Raw genomic sequence first — 23940 nt, 5'->3', positions numbered from 1 at the left:
CAGGTGCCCTCTCAAAGTACGCAGAAAAGACCACCGTCGGTCGTTTTCCGGATCTGTGCAGAAACGGTGGGAGCCCCCCATCGCCGGCACCGGCTTCATCGCGGGCAGGCCCGCTCCCGCAGGGTCACATGTCCATGTTGACCCAGCCCGGCTTGGCCTCCTCCGGCGCCACGGCCTTCACTGTCTTGCCGGTGGCCAGCTCCACCCGCCGCGCCACTTCCGGGTCGTCGGCGAACGGCGTGAGGCTGGCGTCGTCGAGGCTTTGGGCGGTTTCGTGGCGCAGGCAGTACTCCACCGACAGCCACAGAAACAGCACCCCCAGCCCATTCAGGAACATCTCGAACATGGCCGCCTCCTTGCCTAGGCGATCTGCGCGTCGCGGTGGGCCAACGCCACGTCCGCCACCCGCACGGTGCGCCACACGTTGTAGGCCATCAGCAGCATGCCGCTGAGGAAGAACACCCCGCCGGCGAAGCGCACGATGAAGCCCGGATGGCTGGCCTGCAGCGCTTCGACGAAGGAGTACGTCAGCGTGCCGTCTTCGTTGATCGCGCGCCACATCAGGCCCTGGGTGATGCCGTTGACCCACATCGAGGCGATGTAGAGCACGGTGCCGATGGTCGCCAGCCAGAAGTGCAGGTTGATCAGCGGCGTGCTGTGCATGCGTTCGCGGCCGAACACTTTGGGCACCATGTGGTAGGTGGCGCCGAAAGTGATCATCGCCACCCAGCCCAGCGCCCCGGCGTGCACGTGGCCGATGGTCCAGTCGGTGTAGTGGGAGAGGGCGTTGACGGTCTTGATCGCCATCATCGGGCCTTCGAAGGTGGACATGCCGTAGAACGCCAGCGACAGCACCAGGAACCGCAGGATCGGGTCGGTGCGCAACTGATGCCAGGCGCCGGACAGCGTCATCATGCCGTTGATCATGCCGCCCCAGCTCGGCGCCAGCAGGATCAGCGACATCGCCATGCCCAGCGACTGCGCCCAGTCGGGCAGGGCGGTGTAGTGCAGGTGGTGGGGACCTGCCCAGATGTACAGGGTGATCAGCGCCCAGAAGTGCACGATCGACAACCGGTACGAATACACCGGCCGGTTCACTTGCTTGGGCACGAAGTAGTACATCATCCCCAGGAAGCCGGTGGTCAGGAAGAAACCCACCGCGTTGTGGCCGTACCACCACTGCACCATGGCGTCGGTGGCGCCGGAGTACACCGGGTAGGACTTGAACCAGTCCACCGGGATCGACAGGTGATTGACCACGTGCAGCATCGCGATCACCAGGATGAACGCGCCGAAGAACCAGTTGCCGACGTAGATGTGCTTGGTCTTGCGTTGCACCACAGTGGTGAAGAACACCACGCCGTAGGCCACCCAGACCACCGCCATCCAGACCGCGCCGGAGAATTCGATCTCGGCGTACTCCTTGGTGGTGGTGTAGCCCATCGGCAGGGTGATGAACATGATCACGATCACCGCCTGCCAGCCCCAGAAGGTGAACGCCGCGAGCCGGTTCGAATACAGCCGCACCTGGCAGGTGCGCTGCACCGCGTAGTAGCTGGCGGCGAACTGGGCGCTGCCGGCGAAGCCGAAGATCACCAGGCTCGTGTGCAGGGGCCGCAGGCGGCCGAAGGTGGTCCACGGCAGGTCGAGGTTCATGTCGGGCCAAACCAGTTGCGAGGCGATCCATACCCCCATCGCCATGCCGACCACACCCCAGAAAACGGTTGCGATGACAAATTGGCGGACGACCTTGTAGTTGTAGGCCTGTCCGGTTGCTGCTGTGCTCATGGTCGATTCATCCACGGTTGCAAAGGCTTGCCGAACCACCCGGCCCGGCATGGGCTGCACTGTAGGAACCCTGCCGAAAACAAAACAGGCTCAGGAATCTTTCATTTGTGCGGATCAGATTTAATGGCTGCCTGCGGCCATCTGCCGCGCTCTGATACGGTTTTTATGGTTTCAGGTGAATCTGTAACGGCCTGCGCCGCATCGGCATAGTTCAGCAAAAGCAATAACTGTGGGAGCGGGTTGGGTCGCGAATGCGGTGTGTTAACTGACACACCGCATTCGCGACCCAACCCGCTCCCACAGAAAACCCTGATGAGGTAGCCGATGTATCAGTACGACGATTACGACCGGGCGCTGGTGTTCGAGCGCGTGGCGCAGTTCCGTGACCAGGTCGCCCGGTTCCTGGCCGGCGAGTTGAGCGAAGAAGAGTTCCTGCCGCTGCGCCTGCAGAACGGCCTGTATATGCAAAAGCACGCGTACATGCTGCGGGTGGCGATCCCCTACGGCACCCTGAGCGCCGGGCAGATGCGCACCCTGGCCGGCATCGCCAGCGACTACGACCGGGGCTACGGCCACTTCACCACCCGGCAGAACATGCAGTTCAACTGGATCAGGCTGGAGGAGGTGCCGGACATCCTCGAACGCCTGGCGCAGGTGAACATGCATGCGATCCAGACCTCCGGCAACTGCGTGCGCAACATCACCACCGAAGCCTTCGCCGGGGTGGCGGCGGACGAACTGATCGACCCGCGTCCGCTGGCCGAGATCCTGCGGCAGTGGTCGACGATCAACCCGGAGTTCCTGTTCCTGCCGCGCAAGTTCAAGATCGCCATCTGCTCGGCCAGGCAGGACCGCGCGGCGATCATGATGCACGACATCGGCCTGTACCTTTACCCCGGCCGGGACGGCCAGATGCTGCTGCGGGTGATCGTCGGCGGCGGGTTGGGGCGCACGCCGATCCTGGGCCTGCAGATCCGCGACGGCTTGCCGTGGCAGCACCTGCTGTCCTACGTCGAGGCGGTGCTGCGGGTCTACAACCGCCACGGCCGGCGCGACAACAAGTACAAGGCGCGGATCAAGATCCTGGTCAAGGCGCTGGGCATCGAGGCATTCGCCAAAGAGGTTGAAGCCGAATGGCAGCACCTCAAGGACGGCCCGGCGCAACTGACCGACGCCGAGTACCAGAGGGTCGCCAGTGCCTTCGTGCCGCCGGCCTACCGGTCGCTTGCCGGCACCGACCTGGACTTCGGCACGCACCTGGCCGAGAGCCCGGCGTTCGCCCGTTGGGTCGCGCGCAACGTGCAGCCGCACAAGGTGCCGGGCTACGTCAGCGTGGTGCTGTCGACCAAACCGGGCGCGGCTGCCGCGCCGGGTGACGTCACCGGCCAGCAGATGCTCGCGGTGGCCGACTGGTCCGAGCGCTTTGGCTTCGGCGAGATCCGCATCGCCCACGAGCAGAACGTCGTCTTGCCGGACGTGCCCAAATCCGAGCTTCACGCCCTGTGGCTCGAAGCGCAGGAGCGAGGGCTGGGCAGCGCCAACGTCGGCTTGCTCACCGACATCATCGCCTGCCCCGGCGGCGACTTCTGCGCGCTGGCCAACGCCAAGTCGATCCCGGTGGCCCAGGCGATCCAGGCGCGCTTCGAGGACCTCGACTACCTGCACGACCTGGGCGACATCAGCCTGAACATCTCCGGCTGCATGAACGCCTGCGGCCACCACCACATCGGCAACATCGGGATCCTGGGCGTCGACAAGAACGGCAGCGAGTGGTACCAGATCACCCTCGGCGGCGCCCAGGGCAAGCACAGCACGTTGGGCAAGGTCATTGGGCCTGCGTTCAGCGCCGCCGAAGTGCCGCAGGTGATCGAGCGGATCATCGCCACCTTCGTGCGCTACCGCGAAAGCGAGGAACTGTTCATCGATACGCTGGCGAGGATCGGCCTGGAGCCGTTCAAGGAACGGGTCTACCCCAAGGCGCTGGAGGCGACGGCATGAACAATCTGCTGCGGCTGGAAGAGGGCGGGGCGCGGATCGTGGCGGACGACCCGTGGACGCTCGTGCGTGAGCCGGCAGGCACGCGGCCGGCGGGGCTGCTGATTCTGCCGCTGGCCCACTGGCTGGAGTCGCCTTCCACCCACGCGGTGTGGCTGGGCCCGGACGACGAGGTCGAAAGCCTCGTCCCGTGGCTGGCCTCGCTGCCGCTGATCGCCCTCGACTTCCCGAGCTTTCGCGACGGCCGCGCCTACAGCCAGGCCTACCTGCTGCGCAGCCGCTTCGGCTGGGCCGGTGAACTGCGGGCCATCGGCGACGTGCTGCGCGACCAGCTCAGCCACATGCGCCAGTGCGGCTTCGACAGCTTCGCCGTGCGCGAGGACAAGTGCGCCGAAGACGCGCTCAAGGGCCTGGCCGGGATGAGCGTGCAGTACGGCCGCTCGGTGATCGAACCGCGGCCGCTGTTCCGCCGGCGGTAGCCACAGCAACCCCTGCACAGGGGAAACCCCTAGAACCGCCTTCAATCGGGGATTTTTCCTTGGGTCGGTGATGGCCTTTTGGTAGAGTCCTTGGCGCCAGCGGGTTTTCGGCTGGACGACGGAACGAAGAAGGGAGTCTGTTTGTGGCTGCGGGCAAAAAAATCCTCGGCCTCACTGCGTTGCTTTTGATGCTGACGCTGTGGGCCAGTTACTTTTATGTGTTCAACGAAAACCGCGACGGCCAACTGGGCGGCGCCGGCGACAGCCGGGCCTGGTGCGGCACGCCGCCGTCCGGCGAAGCGGCGTTGCTGGGCAAGGACCAGTTGACCCTGCGCATCACCAACAACCTGCGCGGCGAGTTCATGCTCAGCGGTTCGGTGGTGGTGTCCGAACGCACCTTCAACCGCTACGACCTGGGCCGCAACGAACTGCGCCTGCGTCTGGAGCCGCTGCAGTGGTCCTACGGCGTGACGCCGATCTTCCTCGAACAGGTGAAGGTGCAGCCCCTGAGCCGCAACCTGTCGGCGACCGACAAGAGCGCCTTCGCCGAGCTTGAGCCGCGCCCCATCGGGGTTCAGGGCCAGGTCGCCGCGTTTCCCTTCGACACTTACCGCTACGGCTACAAGCCGGTGCTGTATTACCTCAAGGGCAACGAGCGCATCGACCTGCGCTTCAAGAACATCACCACGCAGATGGAGATGTCCAACACCTTCACGCCGATCCAGAAGTACAACCGCGTCGAGTACATCAACGAGAAGAACTCGATGATCCGCGACGAAGACTACAAGGCCTACGGCCCCCACGAATGCGCCTTCAGCGTCGAGCGCAAGGGTGCGTTCAAGGTGGTGGTGCTGTTGCTCCTGCTGATCCTGTGCCTGCCGCTGATGCACGTGTTCTACCGCGACGAGCCGGGGATCGACTTCCTCGCCACGCTGGTGGGCATCGCCGTGGTGCGCACGGTGCTGGTGGGGCCGGTGAAGGATTTCGAGCTGTACAACATCGACTTCCTGTTCGGCGCGGCGATCCTGCTGGTGGGGTCGGTGTCGCTGATCAAGGCGATGAAGGCCCACAGCCGGCGGGAGATGGCGTTGCGGAGCGGGGCGACGTCGTCCTGGTGATCGGGGCCGGGGCCTGCCGTGGTTGTGCAGGCCTTGGTTCTGCCCCGCAGCGTCCTCACCGGCGCCATCGCCAGCAGGCTGGCTCCCACAGATTCAGTGGGCCCGCAGTCATTTCAGGGCCGGGTCACCGGGGTTCAGCTGCTTCCAGCTCTGCATGACGGCCTGGGCCTTGGGCTCCTGTCCGCTGTCGAGGTAATACTGGATCAGCGACAGCCGCGCATTGCGGTTCGCCGGCTGCGCCTTGAGCACCTGTTCCAGCTGTGCGCACGCCTCGTCGACCTTGCCGCTCTCATGCAGCGCCACGCCCAGCACATAACCGTACTGGGCGTTCTGCGGCTCCAGCCTGGCGGCTTCGCGCAGCGCCGGCATCGCCTCGCCGGGCTTGCCGGCGCGGATCAGCGCCAGCCCTTGGGCGTGCTGCAGCAAGGCGCTGTCGGGATGCGCCTTGAGGCTGGCGGCGAGCTGCGTTTGTGCCTCCTGCCGTCGGCCGTTGGCCTCCAGCCACTGCACCAGCGTCACTTGCGCCGGATGGAAGTCCGGATCGCGCTTGAGCGCCGCGCGCAGCAATCCTTCGACCTCCGCGCTGCGGCCGCTGGCCTGGTACAGCAGGGCCAGGTTGAGATTGGCTTCGGCCCGTTCGGCGAGGTGCTTCTGTACGTCTTCGTATTCGCCGATCGCCGCGTCCCACCGGGCCTGCGCGGTGCCCAGGCCGCCGCGCGCGCTGCCGAGCAGTTCCCTGGCGGTGGCGATGCGCACGGCCTTCACCGGGTCGGCCAAAAGCGCTGTCAGCAGCGGTGCGCGCTCCGCCGGCGGCACGAATGCGCTGACCGCCCGCACGGCGCTTTCGCGCACTTGAGGGGCGGGGTGCTTGAGGTCCTGCGTCGCCAGTTTCAAAGCCTGTTCGCTCGGGTACAGCGGCAGTTCCGCCAGGAGGGTCGCGCGTTGGATCGCCGGCAGGTTGCTGCGCTGCAACTGTGCCTGCAACGCCTGGGCGGCGCCCGGCAAGCCGTTGCGGACCTGGTGCAGGCTCTCGTCGTAGCGCGGCGCCTGCGGGCCGTTTGAGGCGTTCCACTGCCTGAACTGTGCCGTGACCTTGTCGCCGTCCTTGCCCTGGTGACAGTTCAGGCAGGCATCCGGTGTGCCGAGGCGGGCGGCCCGCTCGGGGTTCGGCAGGCTGAAGCTGTGGTCATGGCGAAAGTCGTTGCCCATGTAGAACTTGCCCGGCATGTGGCAATCCACGCATTGCGAACCGGGCTGGCCCATGGCGTGGCGGGTGTGTTCGACGGCGTCGTAGCGCTTGGCCTGCAGCCCCTTGCCGTCCACGCCTTGAACCGGCGTCGTGCCCGCCGGGTTGTGGCATTGCAGGCACACGCCGTTGCCGGGGGCCTTGAGTGCGCCGCTGTGAGGGTTGTGGCAGTCGCTGCAGCGCACGCCCTTGTCGAACATTTTGCTCTGGGCGAACGAGCCGTGCTCGAACACCTCGTCCTTGATCTTGCCGTCCAGGGCATAGAGCTCGCGGGTGAGCACGCTGGGCAGATAATCGTCCATCAACCGTTTGCCCACGGTGTAGCCGTCGCCCAGCGGTGCGCGGCGGGCGTGGCAACGGGCGCAGGTCTCGATCTCGACGGTGGCGTCGCGGTTCTTCAGGTCCACGGCGAAGCCGGCGTGGATCAGGTCGCCTTTCTGCGCCGTCCATTGCAGGTGGTTCGACGCCGGGCCGTGGCAGGCCTGGCAACCGACGCCCAGGCTGTTCCATTGGCTGGCGAAGGTTTCGGACGCGGCATCGAAGTTGCGCCTGTAGCCGGTGGTGTGGCATTCGACGCACATGAAGTTGGCGTTCTGCGCTGGTTTGCTCCAGTGCAGCGGGTTCTTGAAGTCCACGCCCTGGCCCGGATAGAGGTGGAACCAGCGCCGCTGCTCGGTATCCCAGGCCACGCCGAGGGCCTGCAGGCGGCCGTCGCCGACGTCGATCAGGTACTGCTGCAGCGGCGCGATGCCGAAGGTGTAGGCGACCTTGAAATCGGCGTTCTTGCCGTCGGCCCCCGGCGTATTGACCCAGAAGGCATCGCCCTTGCGCAGGAAGCGGGTGGTCTCGTGCTCGCCCCGGAAACCGGCGTCGTTGAAGTCGCCCAGCACCGTCTCGGCGGTCGCCGACTGCATTGCCAATTGATGGTGGGAGCCTTGCCAGTCCTTGGCCTCGGCGCTGTGGCAACCCTGGCACTGGCGCTCGTCCACGAACGTGGCCGGTCCGGCGGGTGCCGGTTTGACGGTCGAGGCGACGGGCACAGGCCGACCCGGCGACGGGGCGGGGGTGAACAGATACCAACCGATGGCCGCCACGGTCACCAGCAGCAGGCCGATGGCGGCAGGAAACAGACGATGTGAAATCAGGTTCGGTGAGGCATCAGGCTGCTGCGGCGCGGCTTTGTCTTTGGGCTTGGGCATTGCGGCTTCCGTGATCCGTGTGCAGGGGCCGTCTGGCGCGCGTTCAAGCTTGATGGAGCTTTGTCGCAGGCCGGGCTTCTGTCAAATGCCGGAGCCGAACCCAAGCGAATGTTGCCGCATGCAAGAGCAAACCGTGCGGTTTTAGCTATACCTGTAACTCCCCTCAAGCAATATTTCCGGCCTTCTGACAGGAGTTACAGACATGAAGCTTGCATTGATGATGAGCACCGTGTGCGTCGCTGCGCTTGCCGTGACGGGGTGTTCCAGCAAAGTCGTCGAGCCGGATCAGTACTCCGGCTTCCTCAAGGACTACAGCCAGCTGAAGGAAGCCAAGTCGCCTTCCGGCGCCACGGTGATGCGCTGGGTCGATCCCAAGCTGGACATCAACAAGTTCAGCAGCGTCTACGTCGAACCGACCCAGCTGTACCCCAAGCCGCAGCCGACGGCGAAGATTCCGCAGCAGACCCTCAACGGCATCACCGGCTATTACGACCAGGCGCTCAAGCGTGAGATCGGCAAGTCGTTGCCGCTGGCCAACGGCCCGGGCCCTGGCGTGATCGTGGTGCGGGCGGCGATCACCGCCGTGAGCAGCAAGACCGAAGGCCTCAAGCCCTATGAAGTGATCCCGATCGCCCTGGTGGCCGCTGCGGTCAGCACCGCCAGCGGCATCCGCGACCAGGAAACCACCCTGGCCACCGAGGCGGTGTTCCTCGACGGCGGCAACAACAAGGTGGTCGCCCAGGTGGTGCGCAAAGGCACCGGCAAGCCGCTGGAGAACGACGCCCAGGTGATGAAGGCCGACGACGTGAAAGCCGTGATCGACGGCTGGGCGGCGGACATGCACCAGTCCTACCTCAAGCTCAAGGCCAAATGACGGAACGGGCCTTCATGCGCGGCGGCTCGTTGCGCCGCGCTGTGGCCTGACGCTCGCTCTGGCTCCCGGAAGATCGCAGGAGCCAGCCTGCCGACGCTGCACGCGCGGCCTCACTGCCCGGTGAACCAGCGGAAGTAAGGGTTCCCGCCATCGCCCTGCATGACCTCTCGGATATCCCGGCCCCACGCCTCGCGGTCGCCGTCGTAGGCGTGCAGGCTCGCCCGGTAGAACTGCATCAGGCGCTGGCGGTGCGCTTGCAGGCGGGTGTCGAATCCGGCGTCGGCGTTCACCAGCGGCGGCTCGACGTGCAGATCCAGCAGCGCCGGCAGCACCCGGCTGATCTCCTTGGCGCGCACCCAGGGTGCGTATTCGATCCGGGGGCGGTCGTCGGTCACCGCCGGCGCATCGGCGGCAAAGCGTTCGAGCCCGGCGCGGTCGGTGACCCAGGTCGCCAGCAACGCCGGCGCCGAGCCGATGCCCACCTCCTGCAACGCGCTGCGCACGCTGTCCTGTTCGAGGCGCCGGGTGATGGTCGCCGCGTCCAGGGCGATCGGTTCGAGGGAACCCACCAAGAGCATTTCATGGAACTCGCTGGTCCATAGCGTGGCGTGGGGAAACACGTCGAGGAAGCTGCGCACCAGGGAACGGGAGTCGTCGATGTTCTGGGTCGGCAACGGCAGCCATTGGGCGACCAGGCCTTTGCGTTCGAGGCGACTGGCGGCCAGTCGGTAGAAGTCCCGGGAATACAGGTTGACCACCCCGGCGGCGGAGGGCGGCGGCGGTTCGAGGGTGATCAGGTCGTAGGTCTGCGGGCTGCGCAGCAGTTCCTGGCGGCCGTCGCGCAGGCGCACTTCGACGCCGGGATCGGCGGCGGCATTGAAGTTGCCCTTGAACAACGGCGCCGCCTTGAGCACCGACGGCAGCAGTTCCGCGACGACCCGGTGCTCAAGCCCCGGATAGCGCAGCAGCGCGCCGGCGGTGATGCCCGTGCCGAAGCCGATCACCAGCGCCGAGCGCGGTTCGCCGTTGTGGATCAGCAACGGCAGCAACGCCTGGATCCGCATATAGCGCAGCGACGGCATGGCATCGCCGGTGTTGGACACGCCTTGAATGTACAGGCGCCGGAACGCGTTCTGGCCTTGGCCCTGGGTGACCACGGCCACCGTGCCGCCCCGGCCTTCCTCATAGAACGCCAGCGTGCCGTTGCGCGCACCGGGCAGCAGCGCCGCGAGCCTGTCGGCGGGGATCAGCAGGGCCAGCGCGACGGACACCAGCCCCAGTGCGGCCACGGCCTGGCGCCGGCCTTTCTTGACGTGGTGCCCCTTGCGCACCGCCAGCCAGCCGACGGCGGCCGCCACCACGGCTAGCAGCCCCAGCGTGCGGATCAGCCCCAGCCACGGGATCAGCGCAAAACCGCAGAGCATCGCCCCGACGATCCCGCCCAGTGTGTTGAACGCCACCACCGCGCCGACGTCCCGGCCGACGTGGCCGGGGCCGACGCTCAGGCGCAGCGCCAATGGAAACGCCGCCCCCAGCAACAGGGTCGGCACGAGCACGATGCTCACCGCGGCCACCGCAAAGCGTGCGCTCATGCCGGCCAGTTCGCTGGCGCCCAGGGTCAGCAGCCAGACTTCGGCCTGGCCTTGCGCGATCACCAGCCAGCGGCCCAGCACGGCGAACTCCAGTAGCGCCAGCAGCCCGGCGCCGGTGATCAGCAGACCGAATGCGCCCCACGGATCGCGGATGCGCTCCACCCGGCGGGCGAGCAGGGCGCTGCCCAGGAACAGGCCGCTCAGGTAGGTGGCCAGGACCACGGCGAAGGCATAGGTGCGGGTGCTCATGAACGGCACGATCGACTGCGACCAGACCACCTCATACCCCAGCGCCACGCCGCCGGCGACGCCATACAGCCACAGGGCGGTGCGATCCGGGACGACCTTGCTTGCATGGGATTTGGCCGGCGCTTCGTCCGGCACCGGGCAGCGGCGTTGCCATCCCAGTGCGCCGGCGGCGGCCAGCAGGTTGAGCATCGCCGCCGCCCACGCGCTGCCGCGCACACCGAGGGCGGCGATCAGCACGAACGCGGCGAGCAGGGTGCCGACAATCGCGCCCAGGGTGTTGGCCGCATACAACTGGCCACCGGCCTTGCCCGGATCCGCCGCCAGCGCCCGCACCAGCACCGGCAGGGTGCCGCCCATCAGCACCGCCGGCAGGCCGACCAGGGCGAACGGCAACAGCCAGGCCGCCAGGCCAATGTGCTGCTGCAGCCAGGCGAAGGCCGGGGCGCTCAGGCTAAGCGCGAAGGTGGCGGCGACGCCGGTCACGGCCACCAGCACTTCGAGCCCGGCGTACAGCGGCACGGGGGCGGGCAAGCGGTCCGCCCAGCGTCCGAAGGCCCATCCGCCCAGCGCCAGGCCGGCGAAGAAGGCGCTGATGCCGAGGGTGATGGCGAAGACCTCGACGCCGACCACCAGGGACAGATGCTTGATCCACAGCACCTGGTACACCAGGGCGGCGGCGCCGGAGAGGCACAGCAGCAAGGCCGGGATCGACAGCGCGGGGGCGCGGGCGACGGCGAGGGTCGGGGTCTTGCTGGCGGTGCGTGTGGGCATGCGCGGGCCTTGATCGGGTTTGGAAGTCTCGGTGACTGCGCGGGCCTCATCGCGGGCAAGCCCGCTCCCACAGGGTTCTGCGGTGAACACAGAGTCTGCATTCACCCGAAACTTCTGTGGGACCCAGCCTGCTGGCGAAGGGCGCCGACGCGGTCTCCCATGAATGGGGGCCGCCCGCCGCAACGGGCGGGCGGCAGTCCGGCGTTGTTACTTGGCGGCCTTCATTTTCTCGGCGATTTTCTTGTCCACCTCCTCACGAATCTGGTCGATGCTGAAACTCGCCGGGCGTTGGCTCGGCGGGTACTCGACGAAGGTCTGCAGGAACGCGGCGGAACGGCGGATGGCGTCGAACAGCAGGTAGTCGTTCTTCGCCAGCCAGTCGTAGTACTGGTCCGACACGACGTCGGCGCGTTCGTACGGATCCATGCGCAGGTTGAAGATCTTCGGCACGCGCAGGCAGGTGAACGGTTCGCTCCAGACCTTGAACCCGCCGGGGGCGCGCTGTTCGCAGAACACGATCTTCCAGTTGTCGTAGCGCATGCTCACCAGTTCGCCGTCGTCGTTGAAGTAGTAGAACTCGGTGCGGGCGCTCTTGTCGGTCTTGCCGGTCAGGTAGTCGAGCTGGTTGAAACCGTCCAGGTGCACCTTGAAGTTCTTCCCGCCGACGTCGGCGCCTTTAAGCAAGCGTTCCTTGATGTCGGTGTCGCCGACGGCGGCCAGCAGGGTGGGGAACCAGTCCAGGCCGGAGACCATCTGCGTCGACACTTCGCCGGCCTTGACCTTGCCCGGCCAGCGGATCATCGCCGGCACCCGGTAGGCGCCTTCCCAGTTGGAGTTCTTCTCGTTGCGGAACGGGGTGGTCGCCGCGTCCGGCCACGACCATTGGTTGGGCCCGTTGTCGGTGGTGTAGACCACGATCGTGTTGTCGGCGATCTTCAGGTCGTCCAGGGTCTTGAGCAGCTTGCCCACGTCGCCGTCATGTTCGAGCATGCCGTCGGCGTACTCGTTGCCGGGCATGCCGCTTTGCCCCTGCATGGACTCGCGCACATGGGTGAAGGCGTGCATGCGGGTGGTGTTCATCCAGACGAAGAACGGCTTGTCCGCCTTGGCCTGCTTCTCGATGAACGCCTGGGCGGCGGCGGTGGTTTCGTCGTCGATGGTTTCCATGCGTTTCTTGTTCAGCGCGCCGGTGTCTTCGATCTTGCCGTCGGCGAAGCTGTGGATCACGCCACGGGGGGACGCGGCCTTGACGAAATCGGCGTCATCCTTCGGCCAGTAGGGGCGCTCAGGCTCCTCCTCGGCGTTGAGGTGATAGAGGTTGCCGAAGAACTCGTCGAAGCCGTGGTTGGTGGGCAGGTACTCGTCCTTGTCGCCCAGGTGGTTCTTGCCGAACTGGCCGGTGGCGTAGCCGTGGGCCTTGAGGGCCTGGGCGATGGTCACGTCCCTGGCCTGCAGGCCGACCGGCACGCCCGGCATGCCGACCTTGGACAGGCCGGTGCGCAGGGCCGACTGGCCGGTGATGAAGGTCGAGCGGCCGGCGGTGCAGCTGTTCTCCGCGTAGTAGTCGGTGAACAGCATGCCTTCCTTGGCGATGCGGTCGATGTTCGGCGTCTTGTAGCCGACCACGCCCATCGAGTAGGCACTGATGTTGGTCTGGCCGATGTCGTCGCCGAAGATCACCAGGATGTTGGGTTTGTCCGCCGCTGCGGCGGTTGCCGACAGCGCCATCACCGATGTCGCCACCAGGGCGAGCCTCGGTATCCACTTGCGTATGCGAGTCATGTGACTTGCTCCTTTTGCGCGGGGGTGGGTGGTGCGACAAGCGTTTGTTGCGGTCTTGCGTGGCTCACTGCGTTTGCTCGGGCACGGGCGGATCGAACGGGTAGATCCGGCGCCAGTCGGCGGCCATGTCCACCACGATCCAGCCACGGGAATTCGCTTCGTCGAGGGCCTTGTCCAGCCGGCCGATGTCGGACTTTCGGTCGTAGGCCCATTCGCGCTTGGCGTCGGTGTGGTGCACCAGGCCCATGAGGCGCTTGCCGGGGCTGGCGGCGGTCCACTGCAGCATCTGCAGGTCGCCGTCGGAGTTGCCGAACGCGAGGATGGGCCGGCGGCCGATGACGGCGTCGATGCTCACCGGCTTGCCCGGCCCGTCGTCGTTGTGCGCAAGCTTGGGCGTGCGCAGGATCGAGGCCCGGCCGTCCTTGTATTCGAACGCGGTCACGAACGTAGTGCCGATGACCTGCTCCGGCGGGACGCCGTACACCGTTTCGGCGAAGGCGCGCATGAAGGCGGTTTCGCCGCCGGACACAATGTAGGTCTTGAAGTCCTGGCTGCGCAGGTAGTCGAGCATCTCCAGCATCGGCTGGAAGATCATCTCGGTGTAGGGCTTGCCGGTCCTGGGGTGGCGGGCCTGGCTCAGCCAGGTTCTGGCGTTGTCGTCGAAGGCCTCGGCGGTCATGCCGGTGTGGGTGGCGGCGAAGATCTTCAGCAGGCCGTCCATGCCCGCTGCGGCCAGCGCCTGGTGGTCGTTCTCCAGCACGGCCTTGAACGGTTGGGTGGTCTTCCATTGCGGGTGCTGCGCGGCGGTGCGCTTGACCTCGTCGAAAGCGAACAGCAGCTCGAAATACGCTGGCTGCTCGCTCCACAGCGTGCCGTCGTTGTCGAACACGGCGATGCGTTCGGCGGGTTTGACGAAGTCCTTGCTGGACCGGTCCGTCACCGCTTGCACGAACTCGATGATGCTGCGCTTGGCCGGTCCTTCGTTCCACGAGGGCAAGGGTTCGCTGGCGGGTGCCGACAACGGGAGCAGCAGAGCGAAGATCAGGGCCAGGCCGAATCGCTGGCGGTGCAGCACCGGGGCATTCATGGGAAATCCTTCTCGTGAACGGGGTTGAGCGGGCGCAGGGCCGGCGCCGGTCCGGCCCCCTGTCGGTCAGCCTGACTATGCAGGGTAGCCAAGGATCGGCGCAGTCGGTCCAGCGCCGGATCTACGGCAGGTTCGCGGCCGTAGCAGCCGCGCAGCACCGCTTGCAGGCCGGGGCTGGCGCTGGCCAGTTTCAGTCCGCCACGGCAGCGGCGCAGCCACAGGTACAGCGCGCTCAACTGCGCCGGCCGGTGTTCGAGCTGCGGTCTGATCTGTTGCCAGGCGCAGTCGGCCGATTGCCGCCAGGCGAGTTGCCGTGCCTGCCGGCGAGCCTGCCAGCCACGGTAAGCGCGCAGCAGCGCAGGGCGGGCGAGCGCGCCCAGGCCGATCAACGCACCGAGCGCCGCCAGCCAGCCGAGCCAGCGTGTGGAGACAGACAAACGACCTTCGCCCAGCCGCCGCAGATCCTCGGCGATGGAGAACACGGGTCGATAGGCGCTGTTGGCGCCGGCCTCGAAAGTCACCGCCGGAACCTGCGCCGTGCGCATCTGCCGGGTGCCGCTGTCCCACCACTTCACCACTACGGCGGGCAGGGTGTGCGTGCCGGCCGTGTCGATGCGGTAGCTGACGGCATCGATCCGTTGCCCGCCCAGCCGATGGCCGCGGCCGTCGTCGAGGTCGCTGACCTGTGGGGGCTGCGGGTACCGGCTCAGCCCGGCGACTTCGCCCAGTTCAGGCGGCGGCAGGGTCATGGCCAGGGTGTCGTCGGCCTGCAGGGTCAACCGCCGGGTGAGGCTGTCGCCGATCTTGAGCGGGGTGTCCGGTTTGTCGACGGATTGGCTCAGGCGCAGGGCCGAGGCCACCAGCGGCGTTTCCCCCGGAAGGAAGCCCGGCGGGGTTGCCGCTTCGAAATGCAGCGGCTGGCTTTGGCCGCTCAGTTCGGCCGTGGCCTGGCCGGGTGTGGCGCGCACGGTCAAGGCCGGGATGTCGAAGCCGCCTGCGGCGGTCGGGGTGATCAGGTAGGTGAACCGCATGCCGGTGAACGCCTGGCCGTCGAGGGTCTGGTTCAGGTGGTCGGCCTGGCCGTCCGGCGGCAGCACTCGGGCGCCGTCGAGCTTGAGCTCGGGCAGGGTCGGGGCGCCGGTGAACCAGGTGTCGGTGAGCACGTCCAGTTGCAGCGCCACCTGCCCGCCGACCAAGGCACCGTCGGCGGGCAGGAGGCGGGCCTGGATTTTGAGTTGCGGGTCGGCGAGGGCATTGAGGCAGAACAGCGCGAGCGCGAGCAGGGTGCAGAACCTGGCGGTGGATGGGCGGGCCTCATCGCGGGCCAGCCCGCTCCCACAGGTGGGCGCATTGCGAAGGTCGGACGCCGGTGGTGTCTTCACGGGCGCCATCGCCAGCAGGCTGGCTCCCTCAGGGTTCATGGCAAGGTTCATGGCCGGGCCTGCGCTTGATCCTGCAGGCTGAACTTCTGCCTGAGGAACTTTGCCGGGGACGTGGTGAGGTTCTGCAGCCACAGCGCATCGGACGTCGCCTGTTGCGTGGCGACCGGTTTGCTCTGGCCCTTGCCCGGGGTCTTGTCGAACTTCACCTCGTCGGGTGGAGTCTGCGGCGTGTTCTGGTCGGCGCTTTCTGTGTCCTTCTGCAAGGCGATGGCCAGGGCCAGGTTGGCGCTGGCTTCGGGGAACTGCGGTTGTCGTTTCAGGGCCAGGGTGTAGGCGGCGATCGCCTGGTCGAACTTGAAGCGGCGCACATGGATGTTGCCCAGGTAGAAATACGCTTCAGGTGTGTCCAGCCGCGCGAAGGTCGCCAGGGCCAGATCGTAGTCGGCGGCATGGTAGGCGGCGATGCCTTTCCAGTACGGATCGGTGAACAGCGCGGCGGCCTGCGGATAGTGCTGGTGCTCGAAGGCCCAGCGTCCCTGCTGGTCGCGGGTGAAGAAGGCATCGGTCAAGCCGTTGGCCTGCGCCGGAGCCGAGGGCCAGCCGACCGCGGCCGTCAGCAGCACGGCGGGCATCCAGTTCACGCTCCAGCCCTTGCGAACATTGACCAGCGCAAGCAGCAGCAACGGCCAGCACAGCCAGTAGCCGGCGTCCTTCCAGCGTAGGTCGCGCTGTTCGGCGCTGGCGCTGCGAAAATGCTGGCGGGCGTGCAGTTCGATCCAGTCCAGGTCGTCATCGTCCGGCCTCAGGCTGCCCAGCGGCCCGTCGACCGCCGAGGCCAACTGTTCGAGCGCCGCCTGCTCGAACCGGCCCAGCGCCGGGCGCCCGGCGGCATCGGCACGGGGCTGGCCGTCGGTGTTGCGGATGATTCCGCCGTCCTCGTTGCCGACCGCCAGCACCAGCACTTGCAGGTCGCTGCCCTGCAGCGCTTTGCCGAGGCTGTCGAACTGCGCGCGGTCGGCGCCGTCGGTGATGAGCAAGAGGCTGCCGGGAGATTTCTCGGCGTCGAGCAGGCGTTTGGCCTGGCCGATCACCGCGAGGACGTCTTTGCCCGGTTTGTCGATCAGGCCGGTGCCCAGGGCCTGGATAAACGTGTCGAGCAAGGCCGGATCGTCCGTGGGCGGCAACACCAGATGGGCGCTGCCGGCATAGGCGATCAGGGCGGTACGGGCCCCGGTGCGGCGCTGGATCAGGTCGTGCAGCTTGTGCTTGGTCGCCTCCAGGCGGGTGGGCGGTACGTCGCTGGCGTCCATCGACGGGGACAGGTCCACCGCCACGATCAGCGGCGCGCGGTTCTCCAGAAAGTCGGGCCGGTCCTGTTCCCACGTCGGGCCGGCCGCCGCCACACCGCCGAGCACCGACAGGGCGCACAGCAGGTGCACCGGCCGCCAGCGTTGGCGGTCGCTCGGGGTCACCAGCAGATGCGTCAGCAGGTGTTCGGCGATGTCGCCGCGCAGGCGCCGCTGCAGATCCCGGCCGCGTCGCCAGAGCCACGGCGACAGCGCCCCGGCCGCCGCCAGCGCCAGCCACCAGGGCCGCAGGAAATGGAAGTCGCCCAGGCTCAATTCCATCTCAAGCCTCCTGCCGCTGGTGCAGCAGCGCCAACCGTGGCCGCAGCGCCGCACCGAGGTGATACACCGCCAGCAGCGCGAGCGCCGCGCCCAGCGGCCACTGGAACAGCGCCCGTTTCGGCCGGTGGCTGAGGGTCTTCACCTGATGCGGGGTGAGGCGGTCCAGGGTGTCGTAGACCTCATCCAGGGCTGCGCGGTCCTCGGCGCGGAAGAACCGGCCGCCGGTGGTCTTGGCGATCTGTTCCAGGCTGCGCAGATTGACCTTGGCTTCCCCGGACGCGTCCGGATCGCCGATGCCGATGGTATGGATCACTACACCTTTGTCCGCCGCCATCTCGGCGGCATGGTCTGGGGTGATGGCGCTGCTGGTGTCGTTGCCGTCGGTGAGCAGGATCAGCACTTTCTCCTGTTCGTGGGCCTGCTCCAGCAGTTTCAGGCTCAGGCCGATGGCGTCGCCGATGGCGGTGTTGGGGCCGGCCATGCCGATGCCGGTGTCGTCCAGCAGCAGCGACAGGCTGGCGTGGTCGAGGGTCAGCGGGGCCTGGGGGTAGGCGCCGCTGCCGAACACGATCAGGCCCAGGCGGTCGTCCTTGCGCTTGTCGATGAAGCCGCGCACCACGTCTTTGACCGCCGCCAGGCGATTGGTCTTGCGGCCTTCGGGATCGGTGAAGTCTTCGGTTTCCATCGACTGCGAGAGGTCGATGGCCAGCATCAGGTCGCGCACCGGCTGACGGCGTTCGAGGGGGGATTCCACGTAGACCGGGCGGGTGGCGGCGAGCAGGAGCAACCCCCACACCACGACATTGAGGGCCAGTTGTGCGCGGTTGCGGCGGCTGCCGGCGGTGTCGGGCCTCTGGCCCACGGCGCGGCTCAGGGCGCCGAAGAAGGGCACACGCACCGCGCTGCGGGCTTCGCGGTAGGGCGGCAGCCAGCGGTAGGCCAGCCACGGCAGCGGCAGCGCCAGCAATAGCCAAGGGTAGTCAAGCTGCCACATGATGACGCTCCACCCAGGTCTGGCAGAGGTCGAACAGCGTTTGCCGCTGCGCCTCGGGGAGGGCTTGCAGCACCGTGTCCGGGGCGTAGGCGAGCTGGCCGAGGCGGTGGCTGAAGTCAGGGGGGAGCGGACTGGCGCAATGCTGCTCCAGAAAACGCTGCCATTCGCGGTCGCCCAGCGCCGCAGGCCCCTGTGGGAGCGGGCTTGCCCGCGAAGGCGTCCGCTCAGACAACACCGATGTCGAATGTACCGGCCTCTTCGCGGGTACGCCTGCTCCCGCAAGGTGGGTTTTGCGGGCGGGAACGGGCATGGAGAGGGCGACGCGCTTGAGCAGCTCCGGCAGTTCGCGCAAGGCGCGCAGGTCGTCGCTGCGGCTGCGCAGTTGCGCCAGGCGCAGCAGCGCTTCGCGACGGTAGCGGTTGCGCTGCCACTGCCGGTAACGGCGAAAGCCGATCAGGGCCGTGGCCGCCAGCAGCAGCGCCAACAACGCCCACCAGCCCCAGGTCTGCGGCGCATAGCTGACCGGCGCGGGCAGGCCCAGCTCCTTGAGCTGGGCGATGTCCGGCACGTTCGGATTCATGGCCGCGGGCCGGCGGATTTGCCGAGTTCGCTGCGCAACTGCACAGACGCCTCTTCGGCGGTGCTGAACATCATCAGCGGCACCTGGCTGCGCCGCAGCAGGTCGGCGACATCCTTGAGCCGGCCGCTGAAGAAATCCTCCAGCGGCTGGTGAACGTGGCGTTGCCCGACGGCCAGCTCCACCTGCAAGCGGCCTTGGGTCACCCGCAACCGGCCCCGGTCCGGCAGCTTCAGGGCCATCGGGTCGTAGACCTGCAAGGCGATCACGTCGTTGTGCGTCGCCAATCTCCGCAGCTGTTGCAGGGTGCGGTCGCCGGCCCCGGCGAAGTCGCTGACGATGCAGATCAAATGGTCGTGGCCGGCCAGCGCCAGGCAGCGCAGCAAAGCCTTGTCCAACTGATCCTCGTCCTCGGCGTCCGGATTGCCGGCATTGAGGGCGTTGTTCTGCTCGACCATGCGGCTGCACAGCGCTTGCACCCGCTGGCGGCTGTGCAACGGTGCGACGGTTTCGATTGAGCGGTCGTTGAACACCAGCCCGCCGACCCGGTCGCCGGCGTGAAACACCATCCACGCCGCCAGCGCGCCGAGTTCGGCGGCGAGGGCGGACTTGAAGCTGCGGCGGGAGCCGAAGAACATCGACATGCGCTGATCGACCACGATCAGCGCCGGCCGGTCGCGCTCCTCGGTGAAGGTGCGCACCACCGGTCTGCCGGTGCGCAAGGAGGCGCGCCAGTCCAGGTGGCGCAGGTCGTCGCCGGGTTGGTAGCGGCGCAACTCATCGAAGTTCAGGCCGCGCCCGCGCAGGCGCGAGGCATGGCTGCCGGACAGGATGCTGCTGCGCGGCTGGCGGGCCGGAAAGCTCAGGCCACGGGCCTGAAATTCCAGCGCCATCAGTTGCGCCAGCGACACGTAGACCCGTCCGTCGCTGCTGTCCATAGGTCACCTCAGGCGGGAATCGCCACGCGGTCGAGGATCCGGTCGAGCACCTGATCGGCGCTGACGCCGTCGGCCACCGCGTCGTAGCTCAACTGCAGACGGTGGCGCAGCACCGGGTGCAGCACGGCGCGCACATTGTCCGGCGACACGAAGTCCTGGCCCTGCAGCCAGGCGTCGGCCCGGGCGCAACGGTCCAGGCCGATGCCGCCCCGGGGGCTGGCGCCGATGGCGATCCAGCGGCCCAGGTCTTCGTCGTAGTCGGCGGGATGGCGGGTGGCGTTGATCAGGTCGATCAGGTAACGGTCGATCGCCGGGGAGACGTGCACCGCGCTGACTTCCCGGCGGGCGGCGAAGATCACCTCCTGGGCCAGGTTGAAACCGTTGGCCGGGGAGGCGTTCGCGACCTGGGCGGACTCCTCGGCGCGCAGCAGGCGCAGCACCTGGCTTTCGTCCTCGGCGCTGGGGTAGTCCAGCAGCACCTTCATCAGGAACCGGTCCATCTGCGCTTCCGGCAGCGGGTAGGTGCCTTCCTGTTCGATGGGGTTCTGGGTGGCCACCACGATGAACAGATCCGGCAGCGCATGGCTGTTGCCGGCCACGGTGATCTGCCGTTCCTCCATGGCTTCGAGCAGGGCGGCCTGCACCTTGGCCGGGGCGCGGTTGATCTCGTCGGCGAGGATCAGGTTGCCGAACAGCGGCCCCGGCTGGAAGCGGATCTCGTTACGGCCCTCGACCTGGTGCAGCACTTCGGCGCCGGTGATGTCCGAGGGCAACAGATCCGGGGTGAACTGAATGCGGCTCATCTTCGCGTCCAGGTGCCGGGACAGCGCCTTGACCGTGCGGGTCTTGGCCAGCCCCGGCAGGCTTTCCAGCAGCAGATGACCGTTGGCGAGCAGGCCGAGCAGGATCTGGCGGATCACCCGGTCCTGGCCGAGCACCGCTTCGGCCATGTTCGCTTGCAGCGCGTTGAGGTCAGTCAGTGCAGTCATGAGGCGTTTCCTTAACTCAGGACATCGTACAAAAACCGGCACCGCCCGGCGGAACTAGAAAAACGCCAGCGTCAGGTTGACCGCGACGCCGTTGCCCTCCGGACGGTTCTTGGTGTCAAACTCCGGCACCCAGCGGGCGTTGACGCTGGCCTGGGCGTCGGCGAACTTGCCGCTCCAGCCGACCACGGGGCCGGCGCCCACGGAGCGCCCGCGAAAGCCGTTGAGCGTGTCGGCGGTGTCGCCCTTGTCGTCGCTGATCTGCTGCACGTAACCGGCTGCCAGCCCGGCGTTCCAGCCGTTGCCCAAGCCGCGTGTCCACATCGCATCGAGGGTGAAGAGGGTGCCGTTGCGGTAGTCGGTGGCGTCGTTGCGGGTGTAGAACTCCAGCCCGCTTGAGACGGTGAACTCGCCGCCCTTGCCGTCCAGGTGGGTGAAGGCCACGGTGGGCATGAAGGTGTAGGTGTTCTGCCCGGCGTTGGCGAGCCGGTCTTTGTCGTAGGCCCCGGTGGGCACGTAGACCGGCAGGGAAAAGGCGATGTGGTTGAGTTCGTCGAAGTGATAGCCGGCGGCGATCGGCGTCACCAGCGCATCGGCGAACTGGGTGGCGGCATCGCCCGTGCCGAGGGTGCGTCCGCGCGGGCCGGTGACGCTGGCGGTGACGTCGGTGTACTGCACCGGCACGCCGATGGCCGAGGCATAGTTCCAGCGGCCCTGGCCGGTGTCCCAGACGTGGGTGAGGTTGGCCAGGGTGTAGGAGACTTTCATGTCGATCCCGGCGCTGACCGCACCGGAGATCGGCGCGCCGCGGCTGCCCTTGATGTCGCCGTCGTACCAGATGCTGGTCAGCGACATGACCCAGCCGGGCGCGGGCGGCACCACCCCGGCGTTGGAGAACACCTGCTGGCCGGTGATGGGGCGGCCGACGCCGCCCTCGACCGACCAGGCCATCGCCGGGCAGAACATGCACAGCGCCAGCAGCGGGCGCACGACGCAGGGTTTGGCCATGGACGGCTCCGCTCAGGGGTGTGGAAGGGTCGTGGAGGGAGCGGTGCGTTCAGCGGTGGCGACGTGCGGAGCGGCCTGGGAACCGGCGGTGAAGTCACGGGCGCCGACGCCGCAACTGACGAACGTGAGCATCAGGCCGTAGCCGGCGAGCCTGAGGGCCAGCCCAGGCCGGCCGCACGCAGCGGCCGCTGGCGAAGGCGTCGACAGCAAGGCGAAGATTTCCACTGTCTTCGACATAGTTCCCGATTCCCTGGTGGCGTACTGGAAGGCACGGAATTCCTGGGTGCAGCGATGTGAACCTTTTCCATTCACGCCGGTGGATAGTGTCTGTTGACGCTAGCAGCAAATGAGGGGTTATCCAGTCGCAGGGATTAATTCTTTGGGAGGGGAGACGTCGGGCAAGGGCAGGGGACGGCGCCCCCGCCCTGAAGGGTTCAGTGCTTTTTCGCCTGTTCGCGGATGCGCTCTTCCTGCTCGCGCAGTTCGGGGGTGAACTCGGCGCCGAAGTCCTCGGCGCTGAACACCTGGCGGATCTCGATTTCGGCGTCGGTGCCCGGCATCGGGTTGGGGCAGCGCTTGACCCATTCGATGGCTTCGTCCCGGGATTTCACCTCCCAGATCCAGTAGCCGGCGATCAGCTCTTTGGTTTCGGCGAAGGGGCCGTCGATCACGCTGCGCTTGTCGCCGGAGAAACGCACCCGGGCGCCCTTGCTGCTGGGGTGCAGGCCGTCGGCCGAGACCAGGATCCCGGCCTTGGCCAGTTCCTCGTTGTAGTTGCCCATGGCGGTGAGCAGCTCTTCGCTGGGCATGACGCCGGCTTCGGAGTCCTGGCTGGCTTTGACGATGATCATGAATCGCATGGTGTGAATCTCCGCTGGGGGTGGGATATTTGCCACTTAGTCGAACGCCGGAGGCTGGAATCGACAGCGTCGCTAAATAAAAGATGCCCGCCTGCGTTTTGACAAATGCCGGCCCACCCAAGGAACCCTCCGCCATGCCCGTTCTGGAACTCACCACCCTGATTCCCGGCCGTACGCCGTCGCAGGTGCTGGACTTCTGCCTGGAAGGCGTCAATTTCCCGAAGATCTTTCCCGAAGGCATCGCGCCGTTGGGCGACATCGACCTGAACGACCTGCGGATCGAGGCCGGGCGGCAGTTTCGCTTTCGCCACTGGATGTTCAACCTCATCCCGTCGGACTGGACGGTGACCATCCGCGAGGCCGGGGACAGCCATTTCGTCGATGAAATGCTCAAGGGGCCGTTGCGCGCCTTCCGCCACGAACACCGGGTGGCGCCGGGCGAGGGCGGTACGCTGTACACCGACCGGGTGACCTACTCGGCCATCGGCGGCGCCTTCAGCGAACGCCTGCTGGTGAACGGCTACATGCGGCGGATCTTCGAGGCGCGGCACCGCAACATGCTGCGGTTGCTCGCATAGCCCTGTAGGCGCGAGCCTGCTCGCGATGGAGCCGGATCAGTCACTGCGACGGTGGCGGTCGGACATCGCGAGCAGGCTCGCTCCTACAGATGAATGGGGGCAGTTGTATCCAGTTTTGTGTGCCGAAACATGACAATTTCAGTCCGGGCATAGGTCGCCGGCGCATTTCGTGGTTAACTTCGGCCTCTTGCATGCTGTCCAACAAAACATTCAATACGTTCAGAAGGATTCCGTTCATGGCTCAAGTCACCCTCAAAGGCAACCCGGTTCAAGTCGACGGCCAGTTGCCGCAAGCCGGTTCCCAGGCGCCCGCCTTTTCTCTGGTAGGCGAAGGGCTGGCCGACGTTTCCCTGTCGAGCTTCGCCGGCAAGCGCAAAGTGCTGAACATCTTCCCGAGCGTCGACACCCCGACCTGCGCCACCTCGGTACGCAAGTTCAACGCCCAGGCCAACGACATCGCCAACACCGTGGTGCTGTGCATCTCGGCTGACCTGCCATTTGCCCAGGCTCGCTTCTGCGGCGCTGAAGGTCTGACCAATGTGAAGAACCTGTCGACCCTGCGCGGTGCCGAGTTCATCCAGAACTACGGCGTTGCCATCGCCGAAGGCCCGCTCAAAGGCCTGACCGCCCGCGCCGTCGTGGTGCTGGACGAGAACGACAAGGTGCTGCACAGTGAACTGGTCGGCGAAATCGCCGATGAGCCAAACTACGAAGCGGCCCTGGCTGTCCTGAAGTAACCCACGCTTCGAACACCGCTTTTACAATTGTTAACGGCCTGGCCCTGTCCAGGCCGTTTTCATTTGTGTATC

Annotated in this window: 21 protein-coding genes; 6 read left to right on the top strand and 15 right to left on the bottom strand. The window is 66.9% G+C overall.

Features of this window, described 5'->3' with window-relative positions:
• Positions 1–124: 124 nt before the first annotated feature.
• Complete coding sequence (locus CAG33_RS19010) at positions 125–346, bottom strand: CcoQ/FixQ family Cbb3-type cytochrome c oxidase assembly chaperone (protein WP_085582450.1); 222 nt, start codon at positions 344–346, stop codon at positions 125–127.
• Positions 347–360: 14 nt separating this feature from the next.
• Positions 361–1788 (bottom strand): cytochrome-c oxidase, cbb3-type subunit I, encoded by a 1428-nt coding sequence (gene ccoN / locus CAG33_RS19005; protein WP_085640061.1) that lies wholly within the window; start codon positions 1786–1788, stop codon positions 361–363.
• Positions 1789–2112: 324 nt separating this feature from the next.
• Between ccoN and CAG33_RS18995 the strand changes: the two genes are divergently transcribed.
• From CAG33_RS18995 to CAG33_RS18985, 3 genes are all read left to right on the top strand, one after another.
• Positions 2113–3786: a nitrite/sulfite reductase gene (locus CAG33_RS18995; RefSeq protein WP_085632771.1), complete on the top strand. Its 1674-nt coding sequence runs from the start codon at positions 2113–2115 to the stop codon at positions 3784–3786.
• Entirely contained in the window at positions 3783–4262 is a 480-nt protein-coding gene (locus tag CAG33_RS18990; RefSeq protein ID WP_085582456.1) for a DUF934 domain-containing protein, read from the top strand. Before CAG33_RS18995 ends, CAG33_RS18990 begins: the two co-directional genes overlap by 4 nt.
• Before the next feature lie 143 nt (positions 4263–4405).
• Complete coding sequence (locus tag CAG33_RS18985) at positions 4406–5380, top strand: hypothetical protein (protein ID WP_085582458.1); 975 nt, start codon at positions 4406–4408, stop codon at positions 5378–5380.
• 108 nt (positions 5381–5488) lie between these two features.
• Here CAG33_RS18985 and CAG33_RS18980 read toward each other — a convergent pair whose 3' ends face one another.
• Positions 5489–7825, bottom strand: coding sequence for a tetratricopeptide repeat protein (locus tag CAG33_RS18980; RefSeq protein WP_085640058.1), 2337 nt, complete (start codon positions 7823–7825; stop codon positions 5489–5491).
• Between the two features lie 202 nt (positions 7826–8027).
• Between CAG33_RS18980 and CAG33_RS18975 the strand changes: the two genes are divergently transcribed.
• Positions 8028–8699 (top strand): DUF3313 domain-containing protein, encoded by a 672-nt coding sequence (locus CAG33_RS18975; protein ID WP_085632765.1) that lies wholly within the window; start codon positions 8028–8030, stop codon positions 8697–8699.
• Between the two features lie 110 nt (positions 8700–8809).
• Here the strand turns inward: CAG33_RS18975 and CAG33_RS18970 are convergent, their stop codons facing one another.
• From CAG33_RS18970 to CAG33_RS18915, 12 genes are all read right to left on the bottom strand, one after another.
• A complete protein-coding gene (locus CAG33_RS18970; protein WP_085640055.1) occupies positions 8810–11311 on the bottom strand; it encodes a fused MFS/spermidine synthase in 2502 nt (833 codons plus the stop codon).
• Positions 11312–11518: 207 nt separating this feature from the next.
• A complete protein-coding gene (locus CAG33_RS18965; protein ID WP_085632761.1) occupies positions 11519–13093 on the bottom strand; it encodes an arylsulfatase in 1575 nt (524 codons plus the stop codon).
• A 64-nt stretch (positions 13094–13157) separates the two neighbouring features.
• Positions 13158–14180 (bottom strand): HAD family phosphatase, encoded by a 1023-nt coding sequence (locus tag CAG33_RS18960; protein ID WP_085640053.1) that lies wholly within the window; start codon positions 14178–14180, stop codon positions 13158–13160.
• On the bottom strand, positions 14177–15571 hold the full coding sequence (locus tag CAG33_RS18955; RefSeq protein ID WP_170930038.1) for a BatD family protein: 1395 nt from the start codon (positions 15569–15571) through the stop codon (positions 14177–14179). Before CAG33_RS18955 ends, CAG33_RS18960 begins: the two co-directional genes overlap by 4 nt.
• Positions 15572–15609: 38 nt before the next feature.
• Positions 15610–17190 (bottom strand): VWA domain-containing protein, encoded by a 1581-nt coding sequence (locus tag CAG33_RS18950; protein WP_085640047.1) that lies wholly within the window; start codon positions 17188–17190, stop codon positions 15610–15612.
• A gap of 1 nt (position 17191) precedes the next feature.
• On the bottom strand, positions 17192–18184 hold the full coding sequence (locus CAG33_RS18945) for a VWA domain-containing protein (RefSeq protein ID WP_085640044.1): 993 nt from the start codon (positions 18182–18184) through the stop codon (positions 17192–17194).
• Positions 18171–18764, bottom strand: a complete 594-nt coding sequence (locus tag CAG33_RS18940; protein ID WP_085640040.1) for a DUF4381 domain-containing protein — start codon at positions 18762–18764, stop codon at positions 18171–18173. The genes CAG33_RS18945 and CAG33_RS18940 overlap by 14 nt, the downstream gene beginning before the upstream one ends.
• Entirely contained in the window at positions 18761–19699 is a 939-nt protein-coding gene (locus CAG33_RS18935) for a DUF58 domain-containing protein (RefSeq protein ID WP_085640037.1), read from the bottom strand. The genes CAG33_RS18940 and CAG33_RS18935 overlap by 4 nt, the downstream gene beginning before the upstream one ends.
• 8 nt (positions 19700–19707) lie before the next feature.
• Positions 19708–20688, bottom strand: coding sequence for a MoxR family ATPase (locus tag CAG33_RS18930; RefSeq protein ID WP_085632749.1), 981 nt, complete (start codon positions 20686–20688; stop codon positions 19708–19710).
• Between the two features lie 54 nt (positions 20689–20742).
• A complete protein-coding gene (locus CAG33_RS18925) occupies positions 20743–21693 on the bottom strand; it encodes a transporter (protein ID WP_085640034.1) in 951 nt (316 codons plus the stop codon).
• A 12-nt stretch (positions 21694–21705) separates the two neighbouring features.
• A complete protein-coding gene (locus CAG33_RS18920) occupies positions 21706–21930 on the bottom strand; it encodes a hypothetical protein (protein ID WP_085582484.1) in 225 nt (74 codons plus the stop codon).
• Between the two features lie 197 nt (positions 21931–22127).
• A complete protein-coding gene (locus tag CAG33_RS18915; RefSeq protein WP_085640030.1) occupies positions 22128–22553 on the bottom strand; it encodes a YciI family protein in 426 nt (141 codons plus the stop codon).
• A 134-nt stretch (positions 22554–22687) separates the two neighbouring features.
• Here CAG33_RS18915 and CAG33_RS18910 point away from each other — a divergent pair, with 134 nt between their 5' ends.
• Together CAG33_RS18910 and tpx are read left to right on the top strand one after the other, a co-directional pair.
• On the top strand, positions 22688–23131 hold the full coding sequence (locus CAG33_RS18910) for a polyketide cyclase (RefSeq protein WP_085640027.1): 444 nt from the start codon (positions 22688–22690) through the stop codon (positions 23129–23131).
• Positions 23132–23367: 236 nt separating this feature from the next.
• Positions 23368–23868: a thiol peroxidase gene (gene tpx, locus CAG33_RS18905; protein ID WP_085640024.1), complete on the top strand. Its 501-nt coding sequence runs from the start codon at positions 23368–23370 to the stop codon at positions 23866–23868.
• The last annotated feature ends 72 nt before the right edge of the window (positions 23869–23940 follow it).

The organism is Pseudomonas sp. B3(2017) (genome assembly GCF_002113595.1).
GTDB lineage: Bacteria > Pseudomonadota > Gammaproteobacteria > Pseudomonadales > Pseudomonadaceae > Aquipseudomonas > Aquipseudomonas ekonensis.
The sequence above is the reverse complement of the archived record's forward strand: the minus strand, read 5'-3'. Positions and strand labels throughout refer to the sequence as shown.

Bases quoted from the DNA above. Each gene is read 5' to 3' on its own strand.
- CAG33_RS19010 (WP_085582450.1), bottom strand. From the start codon at position 346: ATGTTCGAGATGTTCCTGAATGGGCTGGGGGTGCTGTTTCTGTGGCTG.
- ccoN (WP_085640061.1), bottom strand. From the start codon at position 1,788: ATGAGCACAGCAGCAACCGGACAGGCCTACAACTACAAGGTCGTCCGC.
- CAG33_RS18995 (WP_085632771.1), top strand. From the start codon at position 2,113: ATGTATCAGTACGACGATTACGACCGGGCGCTGGTGTTCGAGCGCGTG.
- CAG33_RS18990 (WP_085582456.1), top strand. From the start codon at position 3,783: ATGAACAATCTGCTGCGGCTGGAAGAGGGCGGGGCGCGGATCGTGGCG.
- CAG33_RS18980 (WP_085640058.1), bottom strand. From the start codon at position 7,825: ATGCCCAAGCCCAAAGACAAAGCCGCGCCGCAGCAGCCTGATGCCTCA.
- CAG33_RS18975 (WP_085632765.1), top strand. From the start codon at position 8,028: ATGAAGCTTGCATTGATGATGAGCACCGTGTGCGTCGCTGCGCTTGCC.
- CAG33_RS18970 (WP_085640055.1), bottom strand. From the start codon at position 11,311: ATGCCCACACGCACCGCCAGCAAGACCCCGACCCTCGCCGTCGCCCGC.
- CAG33_RS18965 (WP_085632761.1), bottom strand. From the start codon at position 13,093: ATGACTCGCATACGCAAGTGGATACCGAGGCTCGCCCTGGTGGCGACA.
- CAG33_RS18960 (WP_085640053.1), bottom strand. From the start codon at position 14,180: ATGAATGCCCCGGTGCTGCACCGCCAGCGATTCGGCCTGGCCCTGATC.
- CAG33_RS18955 (WP_170930038.1), bottom strand. From the start codon at position 15,571: ATGGCGCCCGTGAAGACACCACCGGCGTCCGACCTTCGCAATGCGCCC.
- CAG33_RS18950 (WP_085640047.1), bottom strand. From the start codon at position 17,190: ATGGAATTGAGCCTGGGCGACTTCCATTTCCTGCGGCCCTGGTGGCTG.
- CAG33_RS18945 (WP_085640044.1), bottom strand. From the start codon at position 18,184: ATGTGGCAGCTTGACTACCCTTGGCTATTGCTGGCGCTGCCGCTGCCG.
- CAG33_RS18940 (WP_085640040.1), bottom strand. From the start codon at position 18,764: ATGAATCCGAACGTGCCGGACATCGCCCAGCTCAAGGAGCTGGGCCTG.
- CAG33_RS18935 (WP_085640037.1), bottom strand. From the start codon at position 19,699: ATGGACAGCAGCGACGGACGGGTCTACGTGTCGCTGGCGCAACTGATG.
- CAG33_RS18930 (WP_085632749.1), bottom strand. From the start codon at position 20,688: ATGACTGCACTGACTGACCTCAACGCGCTGCAAGCGAACATGGCCGAA.
- CAG33_RS18925 (WP_085640034.1), bottom strand. From the start codon at position 21,693: ATGGCCAAACCCTGCGTCGTGCGCCCGCTGCTGGCGCTGTGCATGTTC.
- CAG33_RS18920 (WP_085582484.1), bottom strand. From the start codon at position 21,930: ATGTCGAAGACAGTGGAAATCTTCGCCTTGCTGTCGACGCCTTCGCCA.
- CAG33_RS18915 (WP_085640030.1), bottom strand. From the start codon at position 22,553: ATGCGATTCATGATCATCGTCAAAGCCAGCCAGGACTCCGAAGCCGGC.
- CAG33_RS18910 (WP_085640027.1), top strand. From the start codon at position 22,688: ATGCCCGTTCTGGAACTCACCACCCTGATTCCCGGCCGTACGCCGTCG.
- tpx (WP_085640024.1), top strand. From the start codon at position 23,368: ATGGCTCAAGTCACCCTCAAAGGCAACCCGGTTCAAGTCGACGGCCAG.